General features: G+C 45.8%; 24 protein-coding genes. All 24 read right to left on the bottom strand.

The genetic code is table 11. From position 1 onward, the window contains the following. Positions 1 to 20: 20 nt before the first annotated feature. The 24 genes from rseP to cheY all read right to left on the bottom strand — a co-directional run bounded on the left by rseP (position 21) and on the right by cheY (position 21,402). Complete coding sequence (rseP, locus tag NSQ37_RS14195; protein WP_007611459.1) at positions 21 to 1,289, bottom strand: RIP metalloprotease RseP; 1,269 nt, start codon at positions 1,287 to 1,289, stop codon at positions 21 to 23. A gap of 6 nt (positions 1,290 to 1,295) precedes the next feature. Beyond that, positions 1,296 to 2,447 carry a 1-deoxy-D-xylulose-5-phosphate reductoisomerase gene (gene dxr, locus NSQ37_RS14190; RefSeq protein ID WP_015239865.1) on the bottom strand — a complete coding sequence of 384 codons (1,152 nt, stop codon included), beginning with the start codon at positions 2,445 to 2,447 and terminating at the stop codon, positions 1,296 to 1,298. Positions 2,448 to 2,502: 55 nt separating this feature from the next. Then, positions 2,503 to 3,300: a phosphatidate cytidylyltransferase gene (locus NSQ37_RS14185; protein ID WP_007409796.1), complete on the bottom strand. Its 798-nt coding sequence runs from the start codon at positions 3,298 to 3,300 to the stop codon at positions 2,503 to 2,505. A 3-nt stretch (positions 3,301 to 3,303) separates the two neighbouring features. Further along, positions 3,304 to 4,086, bottom strand: coding sequence for an isoprenyl transferase (locus tag NSQ37_RS14180; protein WP_007611457.1), 783 nt, complete (start codon positions 4,084 to 4,086; stop codon positions 3,304 to 3,306). Between the two features lie 125 nt (positions 4,087 to 4,211). Beyond that, positions 4,212 to 4,769 (bottom strand): ribosome recycling factor, encoded by a 558-nt coding sequence (gene frr / locus NSQ37_RS14175; protein WP_003154212.1) that lies wholly within the window; start codon positions 4,767 to 4,769, stop codon positions 4,212 to 4,214. Between the two features lie 2 nt (positions 4,770 to 4,771). Then, positions 4,772 to 5,494, bottom strand: coding sequence for a UMP kinase (pyrH, locus tag NSQ37_RS14170; RefSeq protein WP_003154213.1), 723 nt, complete (start codon positions 5,492 to 5,494; stop codon positions 4,772 to 4,774). Between the two features lie 145 nt (positions 5,495 to 5,639). Next, entirely contained in the window at positions 5,640 to 6,521 is an 882-nt protein-coding gene (tsf, locus tag NSQ37_RS14165; RefSeq protein WP_007409794.1) for a translation elongation factor Ts, read from the bottom strand. Positions 6,522 to 6,620: 99 nt separating this feature from the next. Beyond that, complete coding sequence (rpsB, locus tag NSQ37_RS14160) at positions 6,621 to 7,361, bottom strand: 30S ribosomal protein S2 (protein ID WP_003154215.1); 741 nt, start codon at positions 7,359 to 7,361, stop codon at positions 6,621 to 6,623. Between the two features lie 143 nt (positions 7,362 to 7,504). Beyond that, positions 7,505 to 7,972 carry a DUF6115 domain-containing protein gene (locus tag NSQ37_RS14155; RefSeq protein ID WP_012117563.1) on the bottom strand — a complete coding sequence of 156 codons (468 nt, stop codon included), beginning with the start codon at positions 7,970 to 7,972 and terminating at the stop codon, positions 7,505 to 7,507. Between the two features lie 27 nt (positions 7,973 to 7,999). Continuing rightward, positions 8,000 to 8,764: an RNA polymerase sigma-28 factor SigD gene (sigD, locus tag NSQ37_RS14150; protein ID WP_025284732.1), complete on the bottom strand. Its 765-nt coding sequence runs from the start codon at positions 8,762 to 8,764 to the stop codon at positions 8,000 to 8,002. Between the two features lie 26 nt (positions 8,765 to 8,790). Continuing rightward, a complete protein-coding gene (cheD, locus tag NSQ37_RS14145) occupies positions 8,791 to 9,291 on the bottom strand; it encodes a chemoreceptor glutamine deamidase CheD (RefSeq protein ID WP_060561686.1) in 501 nt (166 codons plus the stop codon). Next, positions 9,288 to 9,917: a CheY-P phosphatase CheC gene (gene cheC, locus NSQ37_RS14140; protein WP_003154222.1), complete on the bottom strand. Its 630-nt coding sequence runs from the start codon at positions 9,915 to 9,917 to the stop codon at positions 9,288 to 9,290. The genes cheD and cheC overlap by 4 nt, the downstream gene beginning before the upstream one ends. Before the next feature lie 15 nt (positions 9,918 to 9,932). Then, positions 9,933 to 10,406 (bottom strand): chemotaxis protein CheW, encoded by a 474-nt coding sequence (gene cheW / locus NSQ37_RS14135; protein ID WP_003154225.1) that lies wholly within the window; start codon positions 10,404 to 10,406, stop codon positions 9,933 to 9,935. 22 nt (positions 10,407 to 10,428) lie between these two features. Next, positions 10,429 to 12,447: a chemotaxis protein CheA gene (gene cheA, locus NSQ37_RS14130; protein ID WP_251248454.1), complete on the bottom strand. Its 2,019-nt coding sequence runs from the start codon at positions 12,445 to 12,447 to the stop codon at positions 10,429 to 10,431. A 5-nt stretch (positions 12,448 to 12,452) separates the two neighbouring features. Then, on the bottom strand, positions 12,453 to 13,520 hold the full coding sequence (locus NSQ37_RS14125) for a protein-glutamate methylesterase/protein-glutamine glutaminase (protein ID WP_015239861.1): 1,068 nt from the start codon (positions 13,518 to 13,520) through the stop codon (positions 12,453 to 12,455). Beyond that, on the bottom strand, positions 13,517 to 14,410 hold the full coding sequence (locus NSQ37_RS14120; protein WP_341123950.1) for a MinD/ParA family protein: 894 nt from the start codon (positions 14,408 to 14,410) through the stop codon (positions 13,517 to 13,519). Before NSQ37_RS14120 ends, NSQ37_RS14125 begins: the two co-directional genes overlap by 4 nt. Further along, positions 14,407 to 15,498: a flagellar biosynthesis protein FlhF gene (gene flhF / locus NSQ37_RS14115; protein WP_015417475.1), complete on the bottom strand. Its 1,092-nt coding sequence runs from the start codon at positions 15,496 to 15,498 to the stop codon at positions 14,407 to 14,409. Before flhF ends, NSQ37_RS14120 begins: the two co-directional genes overlap by 4 nt. Beyond that, positions 15,498 to 17,531 (bottom strand): flagellar biosynthesis protein FlhA, encoded by a 2,034-nt coding sequence (gene flhA / locus NSQ37_RS14110; protein ID WP_007409788.1) that lies wholly within the window; start codon positions 17,529 to 17,531, stop codon positions 15,498 to 15,500. The genes flhF and flhA overlap by 1 nt, the downstream gene beginning before the upstream one ends. Before the next feature lie 33 nt (positions 17,532 to 17,564). Further along, entirely contained in the window at positions 17,565 to 18,644 is a 1,080-nt protein-coding gene (gene flhB / locus NSQ37_RS14105; RefSeq protein ID WP_007409787.1) for a flagellar biosynthesis protein FlhB, read from the bottom strand. After that, positions 18,644 to 19,423 (bottom strand): flagellar biosynthetic protein FliR, encoded by a 780-nt coding sequence (gene fliR, locus NSQ37_RS14100; RefSeq protein ID WP_003154233.1) that lies wholly within the window; start codon positions 19,421 to 19,423, stop codon positions 18,644 to 18,646. The genes flhB and fliR overlap by 1 nt, the downstream gene beginning before the upstream one ends. Positions 19,424 to 19,429: 6 nt before the next feature. Continuing rightward, positions 19,430 to 19,699 (bottom strand): flagellar biosynthesis protein FliQ, encoded by a 270-nt coding sequence (gene fliQ, locus NSQ37_RS14095; RefSeq protein ID WP_003154234.1) that lies wholly within the window; start codon positions 19,697 to 19,699, stop codon positions 19,430 to 19,432. A gap of 14 nt (positions 19,700 to 19,713) precedes the next feature. After that, complete coding sequence (gene fliP, locus NSQ37_RS14090; protein ID WP_094031706.1) at positions 19,714 to 20,379, bottom strand: flagellar type III secretion system pore protein FliP; 666 nt, start codon at positions 20,377 to 20,379, stop codon at positions 19,714 to 19,716. Further along, positions 20,372 to 21,025: a flagella biosynthesis regulatory protein FliZ gene (gene fliZ / locus NSQ37_RS14085; RefSeq protein WP_003154237.1), complete on the bottom strand. Its 654-nt coding sequence runs from the start codon at positions 21,023 to 21,025 to the stop codon at positions 20,372 to 20,374. Before fliZ ends, fliP begins: the two co-directional genes overlap by 8 nt. 14 nt (positions 21,026 to 21,039) lie before the next feature. Then, positions 21,040 to 21,402 carry a chemotaxis protein CheY gene (gene cheY, locus NSQ37_RS14080; protein ID WP_003154238.1) on the bottom strand — a complete coding sequence of 121 codons (363 nt, stop codon included), beginning with the start codon at positions 21,400 to 21,402 and terminating at the stop codon, positions 21,040 to 21,042. Positions 21,403 to 21,404 lie beyond the last annotated feature (2 nt).

Raw genomic sequence — 21,404 nt, 5'->3', positions numbered from 1 at the left:
TCTGATTTTTTACTAGTCAATTATAAGAATAAACGCTGGATATCGTTCCATGTGACAACCAGCATAAGAAGCATTAAGAAAGCTACGCCGATAAATACGACAAATGCTTCCTTGTCACGGTTTATCGGCTTGCCGCGGATTGCTTCAATGAATAAAAACAGCAGCCGCCCACCGTCAAGCGCCGGTATCGGCAGCAGGTTGACAATTCCCAGGTTGATGCTTAAAAACGCCGCAAACTGGAATAGGTTGATAATACCGGTTTTTGCAACTTGATCCGTCATATCATAAATGCCGACAGGACCCGAAAGCATATCAAGCTTAAACTGGCCTGTCACAAGTTTGCTCAGATTGGTCAGGATCGCTTTTGTGACATCAACGGTAGATGTCGCGCCGTAGGCAATCGCTGCAAGCGCGCCTTTTTCAGTCGGCGCATAAGAGCCGAAGCGGCCGATTGTTTTTTTATTTTCATCTTTTACAGCTTCAGGTGTAACCGAGATATGAAACGATTTGCCGTCCCGTTTGACGGCGACATCGATTTTTTTTCCGGGATTTTCTTTTACCGCTGTCACGATGTCGGTCCATGACCTCATTTTTTCACCGTTAATGCTCTGGATATAGTCGCCTTCTTTTAAACCGGCAGCCGCTGCGCGTCCATTGTCTGTCAGCTTCCCGAGCTCAGGCTGATTCGAAGGCACGCCTTGAATGAATCCAAGCATGACGAGAATGACATACGCTAAGATGAAGTTCATTATCGGACCGGCAGCAATCGCCTTAATCCGCTTCCATACGGGTTTAGACCCGAATTGTCGATTGTAAGGCGCAATCTGCACTTCTTCTCCGTCTACGATAAAAAAAGAGGTCTGACTGACAGTAAAGCCCGCCAGTTCATCTTCTTTCCCCTGCTCGTACCCGGTAATCTTCATTTCGTGCTCAAGATCAGCCGTCTCCACCTCGATAATTAAAGCGTCGGGATATTTTTCCTTTTGATTAATGATGACTTTTTCCACTTCGTCATCTTTATTAAAAAGAAGCCCGACGGTATAACCGGGTTTGACTTCGATCATCTCCGGGTCTTCACCGGCCATGCGGACGAACCCGCCGACCGGAAGGAGTCTGATCGTATACACGGTTTCATTCTTTTTAAATGAAAAGATTTTAGGGCCGAAGCCGATCGCAAATTCACGGCAAAGGATTCCCGCTCTTTGGGCGAGCAATAAATGCCCGAGCTCATGGAAAAAAACGAGCGTTCCGAAAATAATAATAAACGCGATAACTGTATTCACGAACATACCACCTTATGTGAGTATTGAATTAACGTATCCCCGGGTGTCTTTGTCCACTTCTTGGATATCCGCAAGACTCGGATCCTGAATTACGCTGTGGCGGTCCAATGCTTTTTCAATCAGGTCCTCAATCGATAAGAATGAAATCCGTCCGGCAAGAAAAGCGGCAACGGCTTCTTCGTTGGCCGCATTTAAAACCGTCGGCATCGTTCCCCCTATTTTACCTGATTCAAAGGCAAATTGTAAGCAGCGGAACCTTTCAAAGTCAGCTTTCGCAAAATGGAGGTTTCCGATCTCCCATAATTCAAGCCTTTTAGTTTCAGGCAGAGGCAGACGGTCCGGATATGTCAGCGCATATTGAATCGGCACCCTCATGTCCGGATTTCCGAGCTGGGCGATGACGCTTCTGTCGTGAAATTCAACCATCGAATGAATGATGCTCTCCTTATGTAATACAACGTCAATCTGTTCATACGGAATGTCAAACAGCCAATGCGCCTCAATGACTTCAAGTCCTTTATTCATCATTGTAGCCGAGTCAATCGTAATTTTTGCACCCATCGACCAGTTCGGGTGGTTAAGGGCGTCGGCAATCGTTACAGACTCAAGCTCCTGCCGTGTTTTATCTCTGAAACTGCCGCCGGATGCCGTAATGACCAGGCGCTCGATATTTTTGCTCTGTTCGCCTTGCAGCGCCTGAAAAATAGCGGAATGTTCGCTGTCGACCGGAAGAAGAGGAACACCGTATCGTTTTGCGTGTCCTTTCACTATATGCCCGGCAGTGACGAGAGTTTCCTTATTTGCAAGCGCAATTGTTTTTTTCTGTTCAATCGCTTTCAAAGTCGGGATTAAACCGACGCTTCCAAGCAGCGCATTGACCACGATATCGACTTCGTCCATGACTGCCGCTTCAATCAGGCCTTCTTCTCCGATGCCGATTTGACATTCATGAGAAAAAGACGCTTCTTTCACTTTTTGGTATGTATCCATGTCGCCGACTGCTACATATTTCGGCTGAAACGTTCTGATCAACGGGATCGCTTTCTCGGCGTTTTTACCGAAAGTCATCGAGACGAGACGGAACTGATCTTGATGCATGCGCAATACGTCTAACGTCTGCTCCCCTATTGATCCTGTTGCTCCTAAAAGACAAATATTCTTCAAAATGCCACTCCCATTCTATGCGTCCAGATCGGTCTTATTTTCATATTAGCCTTTCTCATGAAAAAAGCGCAAGCAGAAAGTATAAGAACGGCATGACAAACAAAAAGCTGTCAAATCGATCTAAAATGCCGCCGTGCCCGGGAAGGATTTTTCCCGAATCCTTCACATCATAGTGCCGCTTAAGCGCTGATTCAACCAAATCCCCGATCTGTCCGAACACAGACAAAACAAGCGTGATGACCAAAAGAACCGGGTATGAAATCGGAAGGTGCGCAAACAGCTGAAAAACAGCCGTAAAAATAAGGGCGATGACAATACCGCCGAGAAACCCTTCCACCGTTTTGTTGGGACTGATTTCGGGCCACAGCTTCCGCTTCCCGAGCGACTTTCCGACGAAATATGCGCCTGAGTCCGTTGACCATATGACAACGCAGGCATAAAAGATATACAAAAGCCCGTTTGTTTCAATGTTTCTGATTTCAATAAAATAATGAAAACACAGTCCGATATATACCGTCGCGAGAACGATAAACCCGACTTCGTCAAACGTAAAAGTGTTTTTCACGAGCACCGTATAGCTGAGCAGAATCAATACGGCGAAAATCGTTACTTCCATTTTCGCATCGAAAAAATGATACTTGTCCGGCATCATATACAGCCATAACAACAAGAGGCTGATCAGACCCGGAAAAGAAAAAAATCTGAGCTTTTTCATCCGCAAAAGCTCAAAAAGCGCTATACTTCCCATCACGTAAACAAATACGGTGAACGGCAATCCTCCGAAAATAACCAAAAATAAAAATAGTGCCGCTGCCAGAACACCTGTTAACAATCTTTGTTTCATTTCCACCATCCTCTAAATTCCGCCAAACCTCCGGCCCCGCTGCTGAAATTCTCCCACTGCCTGCAGAAAGTGATCTTCTTTAAAATCGGGCCACAGGACATCTGTAAAAACAAATTCACTGTAAGCCACCTGCCAAAGCATAAAGTTGCTCAATCTGATTTCTCCGCTCGTTCTGATAAGCAGCTCCGGGTCCTGGATTGATTCTGTCATTAAATGCCCGGAAAAGAGCGCTTCATCAATGTCTTCGATATTCAGCGTGCCGCTTTTCACCTGTTCAGCCAGTGCTTTTGCCGCATTGACGATTTCCGTGCGTCCGCCGTAGTTCAAAGCGAAATTGAGAATCAGCCCGTCATTTTGTTCTGTATCTTTTACGGCCTTCTCAATCGCCCTGTACGTATGAGAAGGGAGCGCGGATTCATCTCCGATAATTTTCACCTGTACATTTTCCTCTATTAATTCAGGAAGATACGTATTCAGGAACTCTTCCGGAAGCTTCATCAAAAAGTCGACTTCCATCTTCGGGCGCTTCCAGTTCTCCGTTGAAAACGCATAAAGAGTCAGAACTTTAACGCCGAGCTGACTTGCGAGCTTTGTCACCCTTTTTACCACTTTCATTCCTTCATGATGTCCTGCAATCCGAGGGAGTGAGCGCTTCTTCGCCCAGCGTCCGTTTCCGTCCATAATAATGGCAATGTGTGCGGGAATTTCACCCTTCAGTATGTCTTCTTTTGTATACCGTTCTAAGTTGGAAGCCGCATTCTGCTGATTCTTCCAATTTTTGAGTATGTTGAGCATGAGATTCCTCCGTCACCCAAAAAGGTTGCGTTGCTGATGATCAATGTAATCAACAGTATTAACAAAAAAACCCCCTGTAAACATGAGAGGGTCTTTTCACATTATCTATTGTACATAGTTTTTCATTAAACTTCCATGATTTCTTTTTCTTTGTCCTTCGTGACGCTGTCAATTTTTGACACATATTCATCTGTCAGCTTTTGAACGTCTTCACTGGAAGCACGAAGCTCGTCTTCTGTAATGTCTCCGTTTTTCTCAAGTTTTTTGAGGTCATCGTTGCTGTCACGGCGGACATTACGGACTGCTACTTTCGCTTCTTCCGCGTATTTTTTCACGACTTTGACAAGTTCTTTACGTCTTTCTTCCGTCAGAGCAGGGATCGCGATGCGGATAATTGTGCCGTCACTTGTCGGCGTTACGCCAAGATCAGCTTTCAGAATCGCTTTTTCAATATCGCCGATTGCCGTTTTGTCATACGGTGTGACAACAAGCATACGCGCTTCAGGCACATTGATGGAAGACAGCTGGTTTAAAGGTGTTTGGGCACCGTAGTATTCTACTGTCACTTTATCCAATAGAGATGGGTTGGCACGTCCTGCGCGGACTGACGCCAATTCACGTGAATAAGCGGCAACCGCTTTTTCCATGCGTTCTTTTGTTTGTGTTAATACTTCGTTTGACAACGTTATTTCCCCCTTACGATCGTTCCGATTGATTCGCCGATTACGGCACGCTTAATATTTCCTTCTTCCATAATAGAAAAGACGATCAGCGGAATATCATTATCCATACATAGTGAAGAAGCCGTAGAATCCATGACTTCCAGCCCGTCTTTTAACACATCGAGATAAGATAATTTTTCGTATTTAACGGCTGACTCATCTTTTCTCGGATCAGCATTATACACACCGTCGACATTATTTTTCGCCATTAAGATCACGTCCGCTTCGATTTCAGCGGCACGCAGCGCTGCGGTTGTGTCCGTAGAGAAATAAGGATTTCCTGTTCCCGCGGCAAAAATAACAACGCGTTTTTTCTCCAGGTGGCGGATGGCTTTTCTTCTGATGTAAGGCTCAGCGACCTGACGCATTTCAATTGATGTCTGCACTCTGGACTGAATTCCGAGCGTTTCCAGGCTGTCCTGCAGGGCAAGTGAGTTCATGACAGTAGCAAGCATGCCCATATAATCGGCCGTCGCACGGTCCATTCCTAAGTCACTGCCCGTTTTTCCGCGCCATAAGTTGCCGCCGCCTACGACTACGGCCACTTCGACGTCAAGCTCAGCGATTTCTTTTACCTGTTTAGCGATGGATTGGATGACAGTCGGATTAATGCCGTTTCCCTGCTCTCCTGCCAATGCTTCTCCGCTAAGCTTTAAAACGATACGATTGTATTTTGGTTTTTCCATAATAACCTCCAAGTGTAAACATTGCCGTTTCCTATTATGCAAGAGAAAAAAAGGTTTGTAAATATAGTTTTAAAAATAGGGAACACAAGTAGTGTCCCCTATACTGCCTGAAAAGCCGCGAAAGATTCGCCAAGGCTTTCCGCCATTATTTTTTCACTTGGTTCATAACTTCTTCAGCAAAGTTTTCTTGGCGTTTTTCAATACCTTCTCCAACTTCGTAGCGGACGTAAGTTTTAACAGATGCGTTTTTCGCAGCCACAACTTGTTTCACTTTTTCGTCTGGGTTTTTAACGAAAGCTTGGTCTAATAAGCAAATTTCTTCGAAGAATTTGTTCAGACGGCCTTCAACCATTTTAGCTACGATGTTTTCCGGTTTGCCTTCTTGAAGAGCTTGCTGAGTCAGAATCTGACGCTCATGGTTTGCTTCTTCTTCAGACACTTGGTCGCGGGAAATGTAACGAGGATTTACCGCTGCAACATGCATCGCGATGTCTTTTGCAAGATCTTCGTCAGTTGTTCCGCTAAGAACGGATAATACGCCGATGCGGCCTCCCATGTGAAGGTAAGCACCGAACGCTTCGCTGTCTTCTTTTGTAATAACAGCAAAACGGCGAAGAGTGATTTTCTCTCCGATTTTAGCAACGTTGCTTGTGATGTATTCTTCAACAGTAGAACCGTTTTCCATCTTTTGACCCATTGCTTCTTCAAGATCAGCAGGAGCGTTTGCAAGAAGGTGGTCAGCAAGCGTGTTCAGAAGCTCTTTGAAGCCTTCGTTTTTCGCAACGAAATCAGTTTCAGAGTTTACTTCTAAGATAACGCCTTTGTTGCCGTCAGTTTTAATAAGAGTAGAACCTTCAGCAGCGATACGGTCAGCTTTTTTAGCCGCTTTCGCAATTCCTTTTTCTCTCAGAAGGTCGATTGCTTTGTCCATATCTCCGTCAGTTTCAGTCAATGCTTTTTTACAGTCCATCATACCAGCGCCTGTTTTTTGACGCAGTTCTTTTACCTGCTGTGCAGTAATAGCCATTTGAATTCCTCCTTATATGTGTAAACAAGATATGTATAGATACATTTTTCTTGAAAAAAGGTGATAAAAGGCAGTCCCTCTTATCACCTTTTGATTAGGTTACGCAGTTGTCGTTTCTGTTTCAGGTGCAGTCTCTTCAGCAGCTTCCGCTTCTTCTTCGCCTTGCTTCGCTTCAAGAATAGCATCTGCCATTTTAGAAGTAAGAAGTTTGACAGCGCGGATTGCGTCATCGTTTGCAGGGATTACGACATCAATTTCATCAGGATCACAGTTTGTATCTACGATTCCGATGATAGGAATGTTCAATTTGCGAGCTTCCGCAACAGCGATGCGCTCTTTGCGAGGATCGATGATGAATAATGCATCAGGAAGATCCTTCATGTCTTTAATTCCGCCGAGGAATTTTTCAAGACGCTCTAATTCTTTTTTCAATTGAACAACTTCTTTTTTCGGAAGTACTTCAAATGTACCGTTTTCTTGCATTTTCTCGATGTCTTTCAGACGCTTAATGCGTTTTTGGATTGTTTCGAAGTTTGTCAGTGTACCGCCCAACCAGCGTTGGTTGACATAGTACATGCCAGAGCGTACAGCTTCTTCTTTAACAGAATCCTGAGCTTGTTTTTTTGTGCCGACGAAAAGGATTTTTCCGCCTTCAGCAGCAAGGTTTTTCGTGAAGTTGTAAGCTTCCTCTACTTTTTTCACTGTTTTTTGAAGGTCAATGATGTAGATTCCGTTACGCTCCGTGAAAATGTAACGCTTCATTTTTGGGTTCCAGCGGCGTGTTTGGTGGCCGAAGTGAACACCAGCTTCAAGCAATTGTTTCATAGAAATAACTGACATGTGATTTCCTCCTAATAAAATGGTTTTTTTCCTCCGCTTAGGTCATTTTTGTGCAGAACTGCCGTTTGCAGCACCCTCTGCATAAATCGTTAAGCGTGTGTATTTAACACCAAGACATAATATAACACAGCTTTATGCGACAATCAAGAATCCTTTACAGCTTTGCCGCGAAATTTTAAAAACAGCTCGATTTCTGTCTTTCCGCTCTGCATCCGTTTGGCGATTTCCGCGGGGGTGAGCCCTTGTTCATATAATTCTGAAACACGTTCTTCAAACGAATGCGCGCCGTTGTTTTCATCACTTTCAGCCCGTTCCGTTGCACTGATGAGCTTTTCCATGTGGTCCGGAATATCAGGCTCTTCTTTCGGTTCCGCCAGGGGTTCGGCGTCTTCTGCGTCCGGCGCTTGACGGCTTTTTGCGTCTTCGAGTCTTTCATTTTCTTCTTTCAGCTCAAGCAGAAACGCTGCAAGGGTGTTTTCCGTCTCTTCAAGAATCTTCTTCTGCTGGCGCTCCGTCTCCTTGAGGGCTGAAAACCTCGTGTACAGAATAATGACGGCATAAAGCAGTACGCCGTGAAGCACAAAGCTTAAAAGCCATAATAGTGTTGACATGTTTTTCACTCGCTAACCATGAGTTCATTATTGAATTACTTTTTCAAGCAGATGCTTTAATTTAAACAGCGCCTTTGAATGAATCTGTGAAATCCGCGACGTCGAAAGGTTCAGGACTTGTCCGATTTCGGTCAAAGTCAGTTCTTCTTTATAGAATAAACTGACGACAAGCTGCTCTTTTTCGGAGAGCTCGTGAATTTTGCCCGCAAGCTGAGTGATCAGCTCGTCCTTCATGATTTTTTCTTCCGGCGGCACATTTTTGTCATCTCTGATCATCACTTGAATATTCTCACCGTCATCCTGGTCATGAAGCTTTTCATCAATGGATAAGAGATTGGCAAAAAACCCTTCATTCATCGTTGATACTACGTCCTGCTCCGTCATCCCCAGCTCTTCTGCGATCTCTGAAGGCGTCACATTCCGAAGGTAGCGCTGTTCAAGTTTTTCGATCGCCGCTTCGACTTTTTTTGTCTTCTCCCGTGAAGTTCTGGGCAGCCAATCTTCTTTACGCAGCCCGTCGATGATTGCACCGCGAATTCTAAACGAGGCATAGGTATCAAATTTTAAATCCCGGCCGGGGTCAAATTTTTCCAGGGCATCATATAAACCAAGCATACCAAGGCTCATTAGATCGTCTTTATGCACCGATTTCGGCAGTCCGACGGAAATTCTGCCGACATGATATGTGACCAGCGGCATGTAACGGCGCATTAAATCATCACCGGCTTTAGGATCTTTCCACTCTTTCCAGCGCGACCAAAGCACCTGATCTTCATAATTCAAGGATTGCATTGTTATCCCCCTACCTCATACCTTTATTAAATCGTTGTTTCACCTTGTTTAACAGTTCGAATGTGCAGCATGCAGGACTTTGGCTCAAATTCAATCGTCCGGCCGCTTGAGCCGCCCGTATCTTCACTGATGACCGGAATGTTATACAATGAAAGCTGCTCTTTGATGGCCGCTACATTCCTCGGACCGATTTTCATCAGGTCGTTTGTCATTTTAAACTTAAACATCTCCGCTCCCCCGGCGAGTTTTGCCTTCAGGGCAAACTTGCGGCAGCCGACTTTCAAAAGCATATCAATCGTCATCTTAACGGCGGTGTCCGCGTATTTTGCACGGTTGAGCTCCGCCGTTTTTGATAAACCGGAGTCCGGCAGCATGACGTGAACGAGTCCTGCCGTTTGTTTGTCTTTATCGTATAAAACCAGCCCCACGCATGAACCGAGTCCCGAGGTTCGGATTTTATCCGGGTAACGCGCGACTTGAACATCCGCAATCCCCACTTTAACGACTGCGGCTTCCGCACGGCTCATAAAGCCGCACCCAATGAGACGAAGAGCTTTTCAAAAGAATCATAGTCCGGGAGCATAAACATGTGAGCTTTGAGCTCCTGCCGGCTGCCCTGGTCAAAAATAGAAGTATCCACGACAATGGCATGCTCTCCGACTTGGCTGAGCTCCATCAGCCCTTCACTGATAACCGCGCCGAACATATCAAGTGAGATTTCCGGCACGCTCGGGTAAATCTCAAGTTTTGTCAAATCAGCCAATGCCGTTAAATAGGAACCTGCTAAAATATTGCCGAACTCATGTAAAGCAGAAGAACTCAAATGATCTTCACCCAACTGGTCAATATCAAAATCCGGATTTCCGATCAGCTCTCTGATAAACTGTTCCGCCTGATGGAAAGGCATGATGAGAAAGATAGAGCCGGTCATGTCGCCTTCCATTCTTAAAAAGATACTGGCGACCGGCGTTTCAGCCCCGCCGAAAAAATCAGCGAGCTCATCAAATGTCAATAAAGTCGCAAACGGCACTTCCATGTCTATCTTTCTGTTCAGCAGCTGAGCCATTGCAGAAGCCGAGTGACCCGCCCCGATATTTCCGACTTCCCGCAAAATATCCATCTGCTCTTCTTTGATCGCTTCAAACTTACTCATGTTGTCTTTTCCCCTTTAAGCATTAGGCTCTCCGGACGCAGATGCTGAAGCACCTTTATCCAGCACCGCATGCGCATCGATAATATTGAGGAGCCTGTTATCTTGCTTGACGATCTGTTTAATCCACACATCCGTTTCCTTTGTCTGGCTTTCAGGCGCGGATTCGATTTCATTTTCATGCACGGTGATGACGTCATTGGCCTCATCCACGACCCATCCGACATCAGCGTCACGGTAAGAAATGATGATAATCCGAGTCTCTTCTGTGATGTCCTGTTCAGGCTGATTCAGACGTTTTCTTAAATCAAGAACCGGGGTAATCACTCCGCGCAGATTGATAACGCCGCGGATATAAGATTCCACACCCGGGACCCTCGTCGGTTTTTGCCACTTTTCAATTGATTTCACCTGGGAAACTGAGATAGCGTATTCTTTCCCGTTTATCATAAACACAATCATTTTTTCACCTGTTTTGATTTCAGCAGTCATTCGGGCACCTCCTCGTGTCGTTTTAGTAGATCAGCGCATTGCAATCAATAATCAGCGCCACTTCTCCGTTTCCGAGAATCGTAGCGCCGGAAATCGCAAAGACGTTCGTCAAATAGTCGCCGAGTGATTTCAGTACGACTTCCTGCTGTCCGATAAAAGAGTCCACGACAAAAGCAGTGGATTTATCGCCCTTTTTCACGACGATTACATGGAACTGATCGGCATCCTGTTTTGAATCCGTAATGCCGAATTCTTTTTTCAGATAGACGATCGGAACGATTTGGCCTCTGAAATCAATCACTTCTCTGTCATGCGTCTGCAGGATATCTTTCTTATCAATAACAGCCGTCTCTATAATAGAAGAAATCGGTATCGCAAACGTCTCTTCTTCCAGTTTAATGAGAAGAACGGATATAATTGAAAGTGTCAGCGGAAGCTGGATACTGAAAAGAGAACCTTGGCCTTCCGCGGATTTGACACTGACAGAGCCGCCGAGTGATTCGAGTTTATTTTTTACGACATCCAGGCCGACGCCCCGCCCTGAAATGTCAGAAATTTGATCGGCAGTCGAGAAGCCCGGAGCAAAAATAAGCTCGTAAATCTCATTATCTTCAAGCGTTTCAGCATCACGTTCGGTGATTACACTCCGCTCGAGCGCTTTTTCAAGAATTTTCTTTCTGTTCAGGCCGGCCCCGTCATCTTCAACCTCAATAAAGACGTGGTTGCCGCTGTGATATGCCTTAAGCACGACATGACCTGATTCCGGTTTTCCTTTATTCACCCGCACTTCAGGCGATTCAATGCCGTGATCGATGCTGTTTCTGATTAAATGGACAAGCGGATCGCCGATTTCATCAATCACCGTGCGGTCCAGCTCCGTTTCAGCTCCGATGATGGACAATTCGATTTTCTTGTTTAATTCTTTTTGAAGCTGGCGGATCATTCTCGGGAAACGGTTAAAGACGGTTTCTACCGGCACCATCCGCATATTAAGAATAATAGACTGAAGGTCGCCCGAGATTCTGGTCAGGCGTTCAACGGTTTCAGTCAGCTCATTGTGGTCAAGCTCTTTGGCGATCTGCTCAAGACGTCCGCGGTCAATGACAAGTTCTTCAAAAAGGTTCATTGAAGAATCCAGTCTTTCAATGTTGACGCGAATCGTTTTCGAGCCGCTGTGATGCTTCGGCTGTTCTTCCGTTTTCGCTTGCGGCTTAGGCTGTTTCTCAGCCTTTTTAACCGGAGCTTCCTTCACCGGTTCAGCCGCTTGCGGTTTTTCGGCCGTTTTTAACGGCGCACCGGCAGAAATTTCGACATTCTCCACTTCTGAAATGCCGCTGATGAGTTCTTTAATTTCTTCAGCAGGCTGCTTTGTTAAGAAACACACCTGAAAATCCGTTCCGAAATCTTCCGTCTCAAGCACTTCCGCGGCGGGTATCGTTTTTGCGACTTCCCCGGCTTCATTCAGCTTTTCAAATATCATGTACACGCGCACGGCTTTGAGCATGCAGCTTTCATTCAGGGAAACCGTTATTTCATAGCGGCTGAATCCTTGCTCTTCCGCCTCTTCAATAACAGTCCGTTCGAACTCATCATAATTCCATTCAGTTGAAGCCTGTTGTTTTGAAGCCGGCGGTTCTGCTGTTTCGGCTGAAGCCGCAGTCTCATGCACCGCATTTACGTCGAGCTTCGCACTCACTTCAGAAATATCACGTTTGCCGTCTCCACCATCAATAATGGACTGCACCATCTCTTCAAGATGATCAAGCGCTTCAAACAGCACGTCCAGCCAATCCGATGTAACGGACATTTCTCCATTACGGATAGCGTCCAGCACATTTTCCATCAGGTGGGTTAAATGCGCCAGATCTGTATATCCCATCGTTGCGCTCATGCCTTTCAGCGTATGGGCAGCTCTGAAGATGTCATGCACAAGCTGAAGGTCTGCCGGATCTTTTTCCAACAGCAGCAGCTTTTCGTTACATGTCTGTAAGTGCTCTTTACTTTCATCAATAAAGACATCTAAATATTGATTCATATCCAATTGATTCACACCCTCTCTTTTTTCACACATCCGGTGATGGATGCCGCGATATCTTCCACATGTTTAATCTCATGAATGAGGCCCGCCTTTATCGCTGACTTCGGCATTCCGAACACAACACAGGATTCGTCCGATTCCGCAATCGTTTTAACGCCGCCTGTTCTGAGCATTTCTTTTACGCCCTCGGTTCCGTCGCTGCCCATGCCGGTCATAATGACGGCTACCTTTTCGTAATCGGATAAGCGGCTTGCCGACCGAAACAAATAATCGGCTGACGGTTTATGCCGGCTTTCCGTATCATGAACGTCAAGAATGATGCGGAGCCTTCCGCCTTCCTCTGCAACCGTCATATTTTTTCCGCCGGGTGCGATGTACACCCATCCGTCTTTCGCTTCTTCACCGTTTTCCGCTTCTTTGACCTGAATATCTGACAAATGGTTGAGTCTGTCTGCAAGTGAAGCGGTGAAGCCTTCAGGCATGTGCTGAACGACAAATACAGGCGCCTTTAAATCCTTCGGCAGTTTCGGAATCACCTTTTGCAGAGCCCGCGGTCCGCCTGTAGAGGTCGCGATGAATACGGCCTGTTTGGCGGATTTTGCTTTCGGTCTTTCAAATCCCGCCAAAGCCGGACGTTCCGGGATAGAAGACTCTTTCACTGCCGCCTCAGGTTTTTGTGCGCAGGACAGCCCGGCTGCAATCACCCTCTCAATCAGCTGCTCTTTAATTTTATAAAGATCAAGTGAAATCGCTCCGGAAGGCTTGGTGATAAAATCAAAAGCGCCCATTTCCAGACAGTTGATCGTTTGGTCCTTCCCTTGCTGTGTCTGGCTCGATACCATGATTACGGGAAGTTTATATATGCTGATGATCTTCCGCAATGTGTCCGTTCCGTTCATGACCGGCATTTCAATATCAAGCGTGACAACATCAGGCTTGAGAAGCTCTATTTTCTTCAGCGCCTCTTCCCCGTTTCTGGCTGTCCCGATGACTTCTATCTGCACTTCCGCAGCCAGAAAATCGGTAATCATCTTTCTCATAAAAGCTGAGTCATCAACGACAAGCACACGAATCACTGTAAAGTCCTCCTCAATAAAAAAGAAGATAATCTCTCAATAAATGCCGGTTTCTCTTCTCTTGGTTTGTTTTCTTCCGTTTGAAACAAGACATCCGTCAGAAGACGGACGGACCTGCTGGCTTTTGCTTGAGGACTTTTTACTAAAAAAGGCACCTGGTCAATGACGGCTTGACTTACTAGCGGGTCATCGGGTATGGAGCCGGCGAAACGCACCTCCGCGCCTAAAAACGTGTGAATTGCATGAGAAAGGCGGTTGTACGTGTCCAGCGCCTGTTTTTGGGCGCGGGCGCGATTGACGGCAATGTTTACGGTCAGCCGTTCATCCGCGAGCAAGAGATGTTTGATCGCGCTGTAGGCATCCATAATGGCCGTCGGCTCAGGCGTTGTCACGGCGAGAATGTCTTCCGCCGATAAAATAAACGGCAGCTGTTCTTTTGAAAGTCCCGCTCCCATATCAAACAGAACGTAATCAAAATCGCTTAATACAGCGGAAAGACCATTCATAAAAGCCGCCCACTTCTCTCCGTCTGCTTGATAGATCGCCTCAAGCCCCGTTCCTCCGGATATGTAGCGAAGGCCTTTCGGACCGGAGGACAGTGATTGCGCCAATGCGTGCCGATTCTCCATCACATCAATAATGGTGCGGGAAGAAGCAGCGCCGATCAGCACATCAATGTTGCCCATTCCGATGTCAAGATCAATGATGAGTGCTTTTTTTCCTTTTTCCTGCAGGGCAACTGCCATGTTTAATGTTAAATTAGATTTTCCGACGCCGCCTTTACCGCTGATGACGGCTAATGTCTTCGCTTTTTTCTCATAAAGCTCCGGCTTGATCATTTGCCGCTCTCTCATTTTCCTTCTTAATGACTCTGCCTGATCGGGTTTCATGTCAAAAGCATCCTTACAAACTCTTTTGGTGAAGCCGATAGGATGTCTTCAGGCACATCCTGTCCATTTGTCAAATAGGCGGCGCCGATTCTTGATTCCGACAGCACTTGAAACACGGAGCCGAGTGAGGCGGTTTCATCCGTTTTCGTGAAAATGAATTGATTGACCGGCACACCTGAAAACTGTTTCAGCACCTGTTTCATATCTTCATATTTTGCAGATGCCGATAATACGAGAAAGGATTGTAAGCCTGATTCAAACGGAATCATCTCTTGTAATTCCGTAATATACTGCTCTTCTTTAAAGTTTCTACCGGCTGTATCAATGAAAACATGGTCATATTCAGCGAATTTTTCCAGCGCCTTCAGACATTCTTCCTTTGAATAGCATACTTCAAGAGGAGCCTGAAGCAGCTCCGCATATGTCTTCAGCTGCTCGACCGCGGCAATCCGGTAAGTATCCGTCGTCATAAAGGCAATTTTTTTATGCTCTGTCAGCATTGATGAGGCCGCGAGTTTCGCAAGTGTAGTCGTTTTGCCGGCCCCGGTTGAACCGAAAAGCACGACGTATTTTGATTGAATCCCTTCCTGCCACCTGTCTGCCGAAGGGAGTTTTTTCACTAACAAATCCTGCAGTTTGGAGCTGACATTATCTTCAGTTAAATCTCCGGAAACAATTGAAGAACGGAGCAGTTCACTGAGTACGGCGTTTTGCGTATGATCAGGAAGCCCGGCTTGCTTCAATAGTCTCTCGGCTTTTTTTAATGGTTCAGGGAGCACTTCTTTAAAATGCGCCAGTTCGCCGGAAATACTTTGATCCGGAAGACGCGGCGGCTGAACAGGCTCAGCTTTCTCCGCCGTTTTCGTCTTTTTCATTTCTTCAGCGGCAGCCGGCGGCGTTTTTCTCGCTTCCCTGACGTCACGATCTAAAACCGCTATCACTTCGACTGCCTGCTGCGACCGCAGCCCCAGCCATTTTCGTTTCTTTACTTGTTTGGAATGTAAAATAACGGCATCATTGCCGAGTTCCTTTTTGATTTGCTTCGCGGCATCCTGCATTGAAGCGGCTGTAAATTTTTTTATTTTCATTAAATATCCACCACTCCAATGCTTTGTACTTCAACATTTGCTTCCAGCTCATTATAAGAAAGAACCGGAAGATCAGGGAAATACCGTTCTAACAGCTGTTTTACATACATTCTGACAGCAGGCGAGCAAAGAAGAATCGCCGACTCCTGGCGGATGGAAAGCTGCTCGGCCTCTTTAGCGACAGAACGGATGATGCTGTCTGAAACCTCAGGGTCGAGTGACAGGTAATTGCCCTGTTCAGTCTGCTGTACCCCGTCTGCAATCGCTTTTTCCACCCGGCCTGAGCATGTGATGACCTTCAGCGTTTCATGCTCTCTCGCATATTGTGCCGTGATTTGTTTGGCAAGCGACTGTCTCGCGTATTCTGTCAAAAGGTCTGAATCTGTCGTTAATCTTCCGTAATCGGCAAGAGTTTCAAAAATGGTCACCAAGTTTCTGATTGAAACTTTTTCTCTCAGCAATTTGGCAAGCACCTTTTGAATATCGCCGACAGAAAGAGGATTTGGCGTGACTTCCTCAACAAGCACAGGATAATTTTCCTTCAGATGATCGATCAGCTGCTTTGTTTCCTGTCTGCCGACCAGTTCATGGGCATGCTGCTTAATTTTTTCTGTAATATGCGTAGATACGACTGACGCCGGATCAACAACTGTATATCCCAGCATGTCCGCTTCATCTTTTGCAGCTTCGCTGATCCATTTTGCGGGAAGTCCGAACGACGGCTCTATCGTTTCAATTCCTTCAATGACGTCATCTTCAGGCGTCGGTGACATCGCTAAGTAATGATCCAGCAGGAGCTCTCCTTTAGCGACTTCATTGCCTTTAATTTTCAATCTGTATTCATTCGGCTGGAGCGCGATGTTATCTCTGATGCGCACAACCGGAATGACAAGTCCCAATTCAAGCGCAAGCTGACGTCTGATCATGACGATGCGGTCAAGAAGATCACCGCCCTGCCCCGCGTCTGCAAGCGGCACGAGTCCGTATCCGAACTCAAATTCAATCGGATCAATATGTAAAAGCTGCACAACGCTTTCCGGGCTTTTCAGTTCATCCGCCTGAGCCTCTTCTTCAAGAATTTCTTCCTCTTCTTCGCTCGGCTTATCCGCTTTGGACAGCATGTAAGCGCCGAATGCAAGCAGACCGGCGATCGGCCCCGTCAGCAGAATGCCGATCGGTGTAAGAAGACCGAGCAAAAGTACAGTTCCCGCGGCTACATACAAGAGCTTCGGATAAGCAAACAACTGGCCTGTAATATCATGACCGAGGTTTCCTTCAGATGCCGCTCTCGTCACGACAATCCCCGTAGCTGTTGAAATGAGCAAGGCCGGCATTTGAGAAACGATACCGTCACCGACCGTCAGCATTGTAAAGTGAGACGCAGCTTCTTGTATGCTCATCCCCTGCTGCAGCATGCCGATTACGATTCCGAAAATAATATTGATCATCACGATGATGATCCCCGCGATGGCATCCCCTTTGACGAATTTGCTCGCACCGTCCATAGCGCCGTAAAAATCCGCTTCCCGGGCGACTTTTTCACGTCTGTGCTTTGCATCCTGCTCCGTAATCATGCCGGCATTTAAATCCGCGTCAATACTCATTTGCTTTCCGGGCATCGCATCGAGCGTAAATCTCGCCGCCACTTCCGATACCCGCTCGGCGCCTTTTGTAATGACGATAAACTGAATAATAATCAAGATAATGAAGACAACAAGCCCTACCAGCACATTTCCGCCGACAACGAAATTCCCGAATGTCTCAACAACCTTTCCCCCTTCTCCGTGAGAAAGAATCGAACGTGTCGTCGACACATTGAGCGAAAGCCGAAACAGCGTCAATAACAGCAGCAATGACGGGAATATCGAGAATTGCAGCGGTTCTTGCATATTCATTGTGGTGAGAAGCACGATCAACGCAAGAGAGATATTAATGATGATCAAAATACTTAACAACCATGGAGGGAATGGAATCACCAGCATTGCCACAATGAGGACAACACTTATTAAAACCGATAAATCTCTTGTTGACATGCTGTTTTTCTCTCCTTTTGAATCTGAAATTCACTATACTTTTTGTTTCGTTTTATATACATAAGCCAAAATTTCCGCAATGACTTTGAAAAACTCTTCCGGCACGGCCTGGTCAATGTCAACCTGATCATATAACGCACGTGCGAGCGGCCTGTTTTCAATCGTCATGACATCGTGTTCTTTGGCGATCTGTCTGATTTTTAATGCGAGATGGTCGACCCCTTTGGCAACAATGTAAGGGGCGTCCATTTTCTTTTCATCATATTTTAAAGCTATCGCATAATGGGTCGGGTTGGTAATGATGACATCCGCTTTCGGCACTTCCTGCATCATCCGCCTCATCGCCATTTCCCGCTGCTTCTGCTTAATTTTGGACTTGATTATCGGATCACCCTCCGATTTTTTGTATTCATCTTTTATATCCTGTTTTGACATTCTGATATTTTTCTCATAATCAAAACGCTGATATAAGTAATCAAGCCCGGCCAGCAGCATTAAAGCCCCTGATCCCGCAAGCCCCATCCAAAGAGTGAGCTTGGAAACGAAAGTGAGCACTTCCGCAGGAGTCAAAAGCGGAAGGCGGAGAATATCGCCATAATGCAGCCAGAGCACCATAAAGGCGGCAAAACCGACCACAGTAATCTTCAAAATGGATTTGACCAGTTCAACAATCGCCCTCATGCTGTAAATCCGCTTAAATCCTTTCAGCGGGCTGAGCTTATTCAAGTCAGGCTTGAGGACTTCCGCAGAAAACAGAAAACCCACCTGCATGTAATTGCTCACGACACCTGCCACAAGCGCGACCAGCATAATCGGCGCGAGGATGAGGCTGATATCTTTCACCGTATCCACGAACAGTTCATGCACGGCAGATGCAGACAGATGTAATGATATCGATTTCGTATAAAACGTTTTAATAAAGGACAGCAGCCTGTCCCGCATATAAGGACCGAGCGCGATCAGCGAAAGAAAGATAATCAGTAAAGAAACGGCTGTATTCACATCCGTACTTTTCGCGACCTGTCCTTTCTTTCTTGTATCCTTCCGTTTTTTCGGCGTGGCTTTCTCCGTTTTTTCACCGGCAAAGAATTGCAGATTCAGTCTGAGCCTCATCATGTCACACCGACCAATGCCAATAGATTCCGCATGGTTTCAACGGTAAGGCTGAAGATGTTGCGGACAACGACAAACATCACCGCCATACAAACGATCAGCATAATAAAGCTCACAGCTATTTTCAGAGGAAGCCCGACAACGAAAACATTCAGCTGCGGCACCGTTCTCGCCACGATACCGAGCGCCAAATCAACTAAAAACAGACTGGCCACAACCGGCGCAGACATTTGAAAAGCGATAATAAACATGGCATTGAAGCTTTTTGCGATAAAAAGTCCAAAGTGATCATTTCCAAACGACGGAAATGCCTGATCAAGCGGGATATACTGAAAGCTGTAATAAATCCCGTCCAATAAAAGATAATGGGCGTTTACGCTGAGCATAAATAACAGCGCCAGCGTATAAACGAATTGTCCGATCAGCGGGCTTTGCGTTCCTGATTGCGGATCAATGACATTGGCGATGGAAAAGCCCATCTGAAAATCAATAAAGGAACCTGCTATCTGAATGGCTGTCATCATCATGAAAGCGATCAGCCCGAGGCTCAAGCCCACAACGGCCTCTTTTATGACAAGCAGCATATACTGTTCCCCTATTTCTATTTCCGGCGCATGTTTCAGCGTGCTGAAGCAGATCACCGAAAGAAAAAAAGCAAAGCCGATTCGGTGAACCGCCGGCAGATTCCGATGCCCGAACACCGGCACCGTTACAAAAAAAGCAGAGATTCTGATAAAGACCAATAAAAAAGCGGGAAATAAATCAATGATGGAATTCATTTGATTCTACCCTGCAAATCGGTTCAGATGAGAGAACAGATCAGTTGTGAACGAAAGAATCGTCGACAGCATCCAAGGACCGAAAAAGATCAGTCCAAGCATCACCGCCACGATTTTCGGAATGAACGCAAGCGTCTGTTCCTGGATTTGAGTTGTCGCTTGAAAGATACTGACGAGCAAACCGACAATCAGCGCGATCGCAAGCAGCGGCCCGCTGATCATTAGTGTTACATATACGGCTTTTTCCGCCATGGAAATTACAAATTCTGAACTCACAATTAGCACCTACCCTAAAAGCTGTCAAGCAAAGATTTCACGATTAAATACCATCCATCGACCAAAACGAAAAGCAATATTTTAAAGGGCAGAGAGATCATAACCGGCGGTAGCATCATCATTCCCATTGACATTAAGACGCTCGCCACGACCATATCGATAATTAAAAACGGAATAAAAATCATAAAGCCCATTTGAAAAGCGGTTTTGAGTTCTGATATCGCATAAGCGGGCACCATCGTCGTCAAAGGAATATCCTGAATCGATTCAGGTTTTTTCATTTTGGCATAGTTCATAAACAGCGCCAGATCCTTCTGCCTTGTATGCTTGCTCATATACTCTTTAATCGGCTTCTCGGCTTTTGTATATGCTTCATCGAGACTGATTTTATTGTCCATCAGCGGCGTTAAGGCTTCCTTATTAACCTCTGAAAAAGTCGGCGCCATAATAAAAAACGTCAAAAACAGCGCAAGGCCGATTAAAACCTGGTTGGGAGGCATGTTCTGCGTCGCCAGTGAGGTTCTTACAAAAGACAGGACGATGACGATTCTCGTAAAGCAGGTCATCAAAATCAGAATCCCCGGCGCTACTGAAAAGACAGTCAAAAGCAGCAGTAATTTAACAGTGGAGCTGACTTCGGTCGGACTGTTTGAATTAAAAAGATTAATGAATTCATTCATGGTGATAAGGGCCTTTCTTCTTTCCTTCAGAACGGCTTTGTTTCAGCTCGTTCAGCTGTTCTTTCAGCGCTTTTGAAAACGACGGAAGCATCGTTTGCGGCTTTTTTTCTCCATCCTTACGCGGATTTACGAGCTTGGTCCATTCCACTTTTGAAGACATCGACTCTTCGTATTGGCTCAGAATCGCCTCGCGCTCTTTTTCATCTTCAATTTCTTTTAAAAGCTGTATCGTTTCGCCCACACCGACTACGAGAACGCTGTTTCCCACTTTAATCAGCTGCACGGAACGGTTTTGGCCGACTGATGTTCCGCCGATATTTTCTACATATTGAAACGGCTTCAGCAGACGGTTTCTTCTATTCATCAGTTTGACAAATCCATAGATCAGCAGAATGACGAATAATAACGCCCCAATCATCTTTACAAAATCAAAAGCGGAGACAGAAGATGCAGAAGCATCCCCTATCTCTTGATCAGCCGTTTGTTTCGATGTATCGCTTTTTTTCTCTGTTTTGTTTGTTGATTGTTTGTCAAACCATTCGTTGACGGTGGAATTGTCAGACTCCGCCGCAAAAGCAGGGAACGGATGTACATTGAGTAAAACGAAACAACAAATCAAAGCTAGTAAACCATGACTCTTTTTCAACAGTCGTACACCCTTTAGCTTAATGTTTTATTAATAGCTTCAAGCACGCGGTCCGCTTGGAACGGTTTCACGATAAAGTCTTTTGCGCCGGCTTGAATCGCGTCAATAACCATTGACTGCTGGCCCATAGCCGAACACATGATGATTTTCGCCTGCGGATCGATTTGTTTAATTTCCTTTAAAGCTGTAATCCCGTCCATTTCAGGCATTGTAATATCCATTGTCACAAGGTCGGGGGAATGCTCTTTGAATTTTTCGACTGCCTGCGCTCCGTCTGAAGCTTCAGCTACAACGTCAAAACCGTTCTTCACTAAAATATCCTTGATCATCATTCTCATAAATGCTGCATCGTCTACAATTAAAATTCTGTGTGCCATAA

Origin of the sequence: Bacillus sp. FSL P4-0334, assembly GCF_038004825.1 — a bacterium.
GTDB classification, from domain to species: domain Bacteria; phylum Bacillota; class Bacilli; order Bacillales; family Bacillaceae; genus Bacillus; species Bacillus velezensis.
Note: the sequence above shows the minus strand (reverse complement) of the source record. Positions and strands in the feature narration are given on the sequence as shown.

Coding starts and splice junctions, on each gene's coding strand:
- rseP (WP_007611459.1), bottom strand. CDS start 1,289: ATGTTCGTGAATACAGTTATCGCGTTTATTATTATTTTCGGAACGCTC.
- NSQ37_RS14185 (WP_007409796.1), bottom strand. CDS start 3,300: ATGGTGGAAATGAAACAAAGATTGTTAACAGGTGTTCTGGCAGCGGCA.
- NSQ37_RS14180 (WP_007611457.1), bottom strand. CDS start 4,086: ATGCTCAACATACTCAAAAATTGGAAGAATCAGCAGAATGCGGCTTCC.
- pyrH (WP_003154213.1), bottom strand. CDS start 5,494: ATGGAAAAACCAAAATACAATCGTATCGTTTTAAAGCTTAGCGGAGAA.
- tsf (WP_007409794.1), bottom strand. CDS start 6,521: ATGGCTATTACTGCACAGCAGGTAAAAGAACTGCGTCAAAAAACAGGC.
- rpsB (WP_003154215.1), bottom strand. CDS start 7,361: ATGTCAGTTATTTCTATGAAACAATTGCTTGAAGCTGGTGTTCACTTC.
- NSQ37_RS14155 (WP_012117563.1), bottom strand. CDS start 7,972: ATGTCAACACTATTATGGCTTTTAAGCTTTGTGCTTCACGGCGTACTG.
- sigD (WP_025284732.1), bottom strand. CDS start 8,764: ATGCAATCCTTGAATTATGAAGATCAGGTGCTTTGGTCGCGCTGGAAA.
- cheD (WP_060561686.1), bottom strand. CDS start 9,291: ATGAGCCGTGCGGAAGCCGCAGTCGTTAAAGTGGGGATTGCGGATGTT.
- cheC (WP_003154222.1), bottom strand. CDS start 9,917: ATGAGTAAGTTTGAAGCGATCAAAGAAGAGCAGATGGATATTTTGCGG.
- cheW (WP_003154225.1), bottom strand. CDS start 10,406: ATGACTGCTGAAATCAAAACAGGTGAAAAAATGATTGTGTTTATGATA.
- NSQ37_RS14120 (WP_341123950.1), bottom strand. CDS start 14,410: ATGAAACCCGATCAGGCAGAGTCATTAAGAAGGAAAATGAGAGAGCGG.
- flhF (WP_015417475.1), bottom strand. CDS start 15,498: ATGAAAATAAAAAAATTTACAGCCGCTTCAATGCAGGATGCCGCGAAG.
- flhA (WP_007409788.1), bottom strand. CDS start 17,531: ATGTCAACAAGAGATTTATCGGTTTTAATAAGTGTTGTCCTCATTGTG.
- flhB (WP_007409787.1), bottom strand. CDS start 18,644: ATGAGGCTCAGACTGAATCTGCAATTCTTTGCCGGTGAAAAAACGGAG.
- fliR (WP_003154233.1), bottom strand. CDS start 19,423: ATGAATTCCATCATTGATTTATTTCCCGCTTTTTTATTGGTCTTTATC.
- fliP (WP_094031706.1), bottom strand. CDS start 20,379: ATGAATGAATTCATTAATCTTTTTAATTCAAACAGTCCGACCGAAGTC.
- cheY (WP_003154238.1), bottom strand. CDS start 21,402: ATGGCACACAGAATTTTAATTGTAGACGATGCAGCATTTATGAGAATG.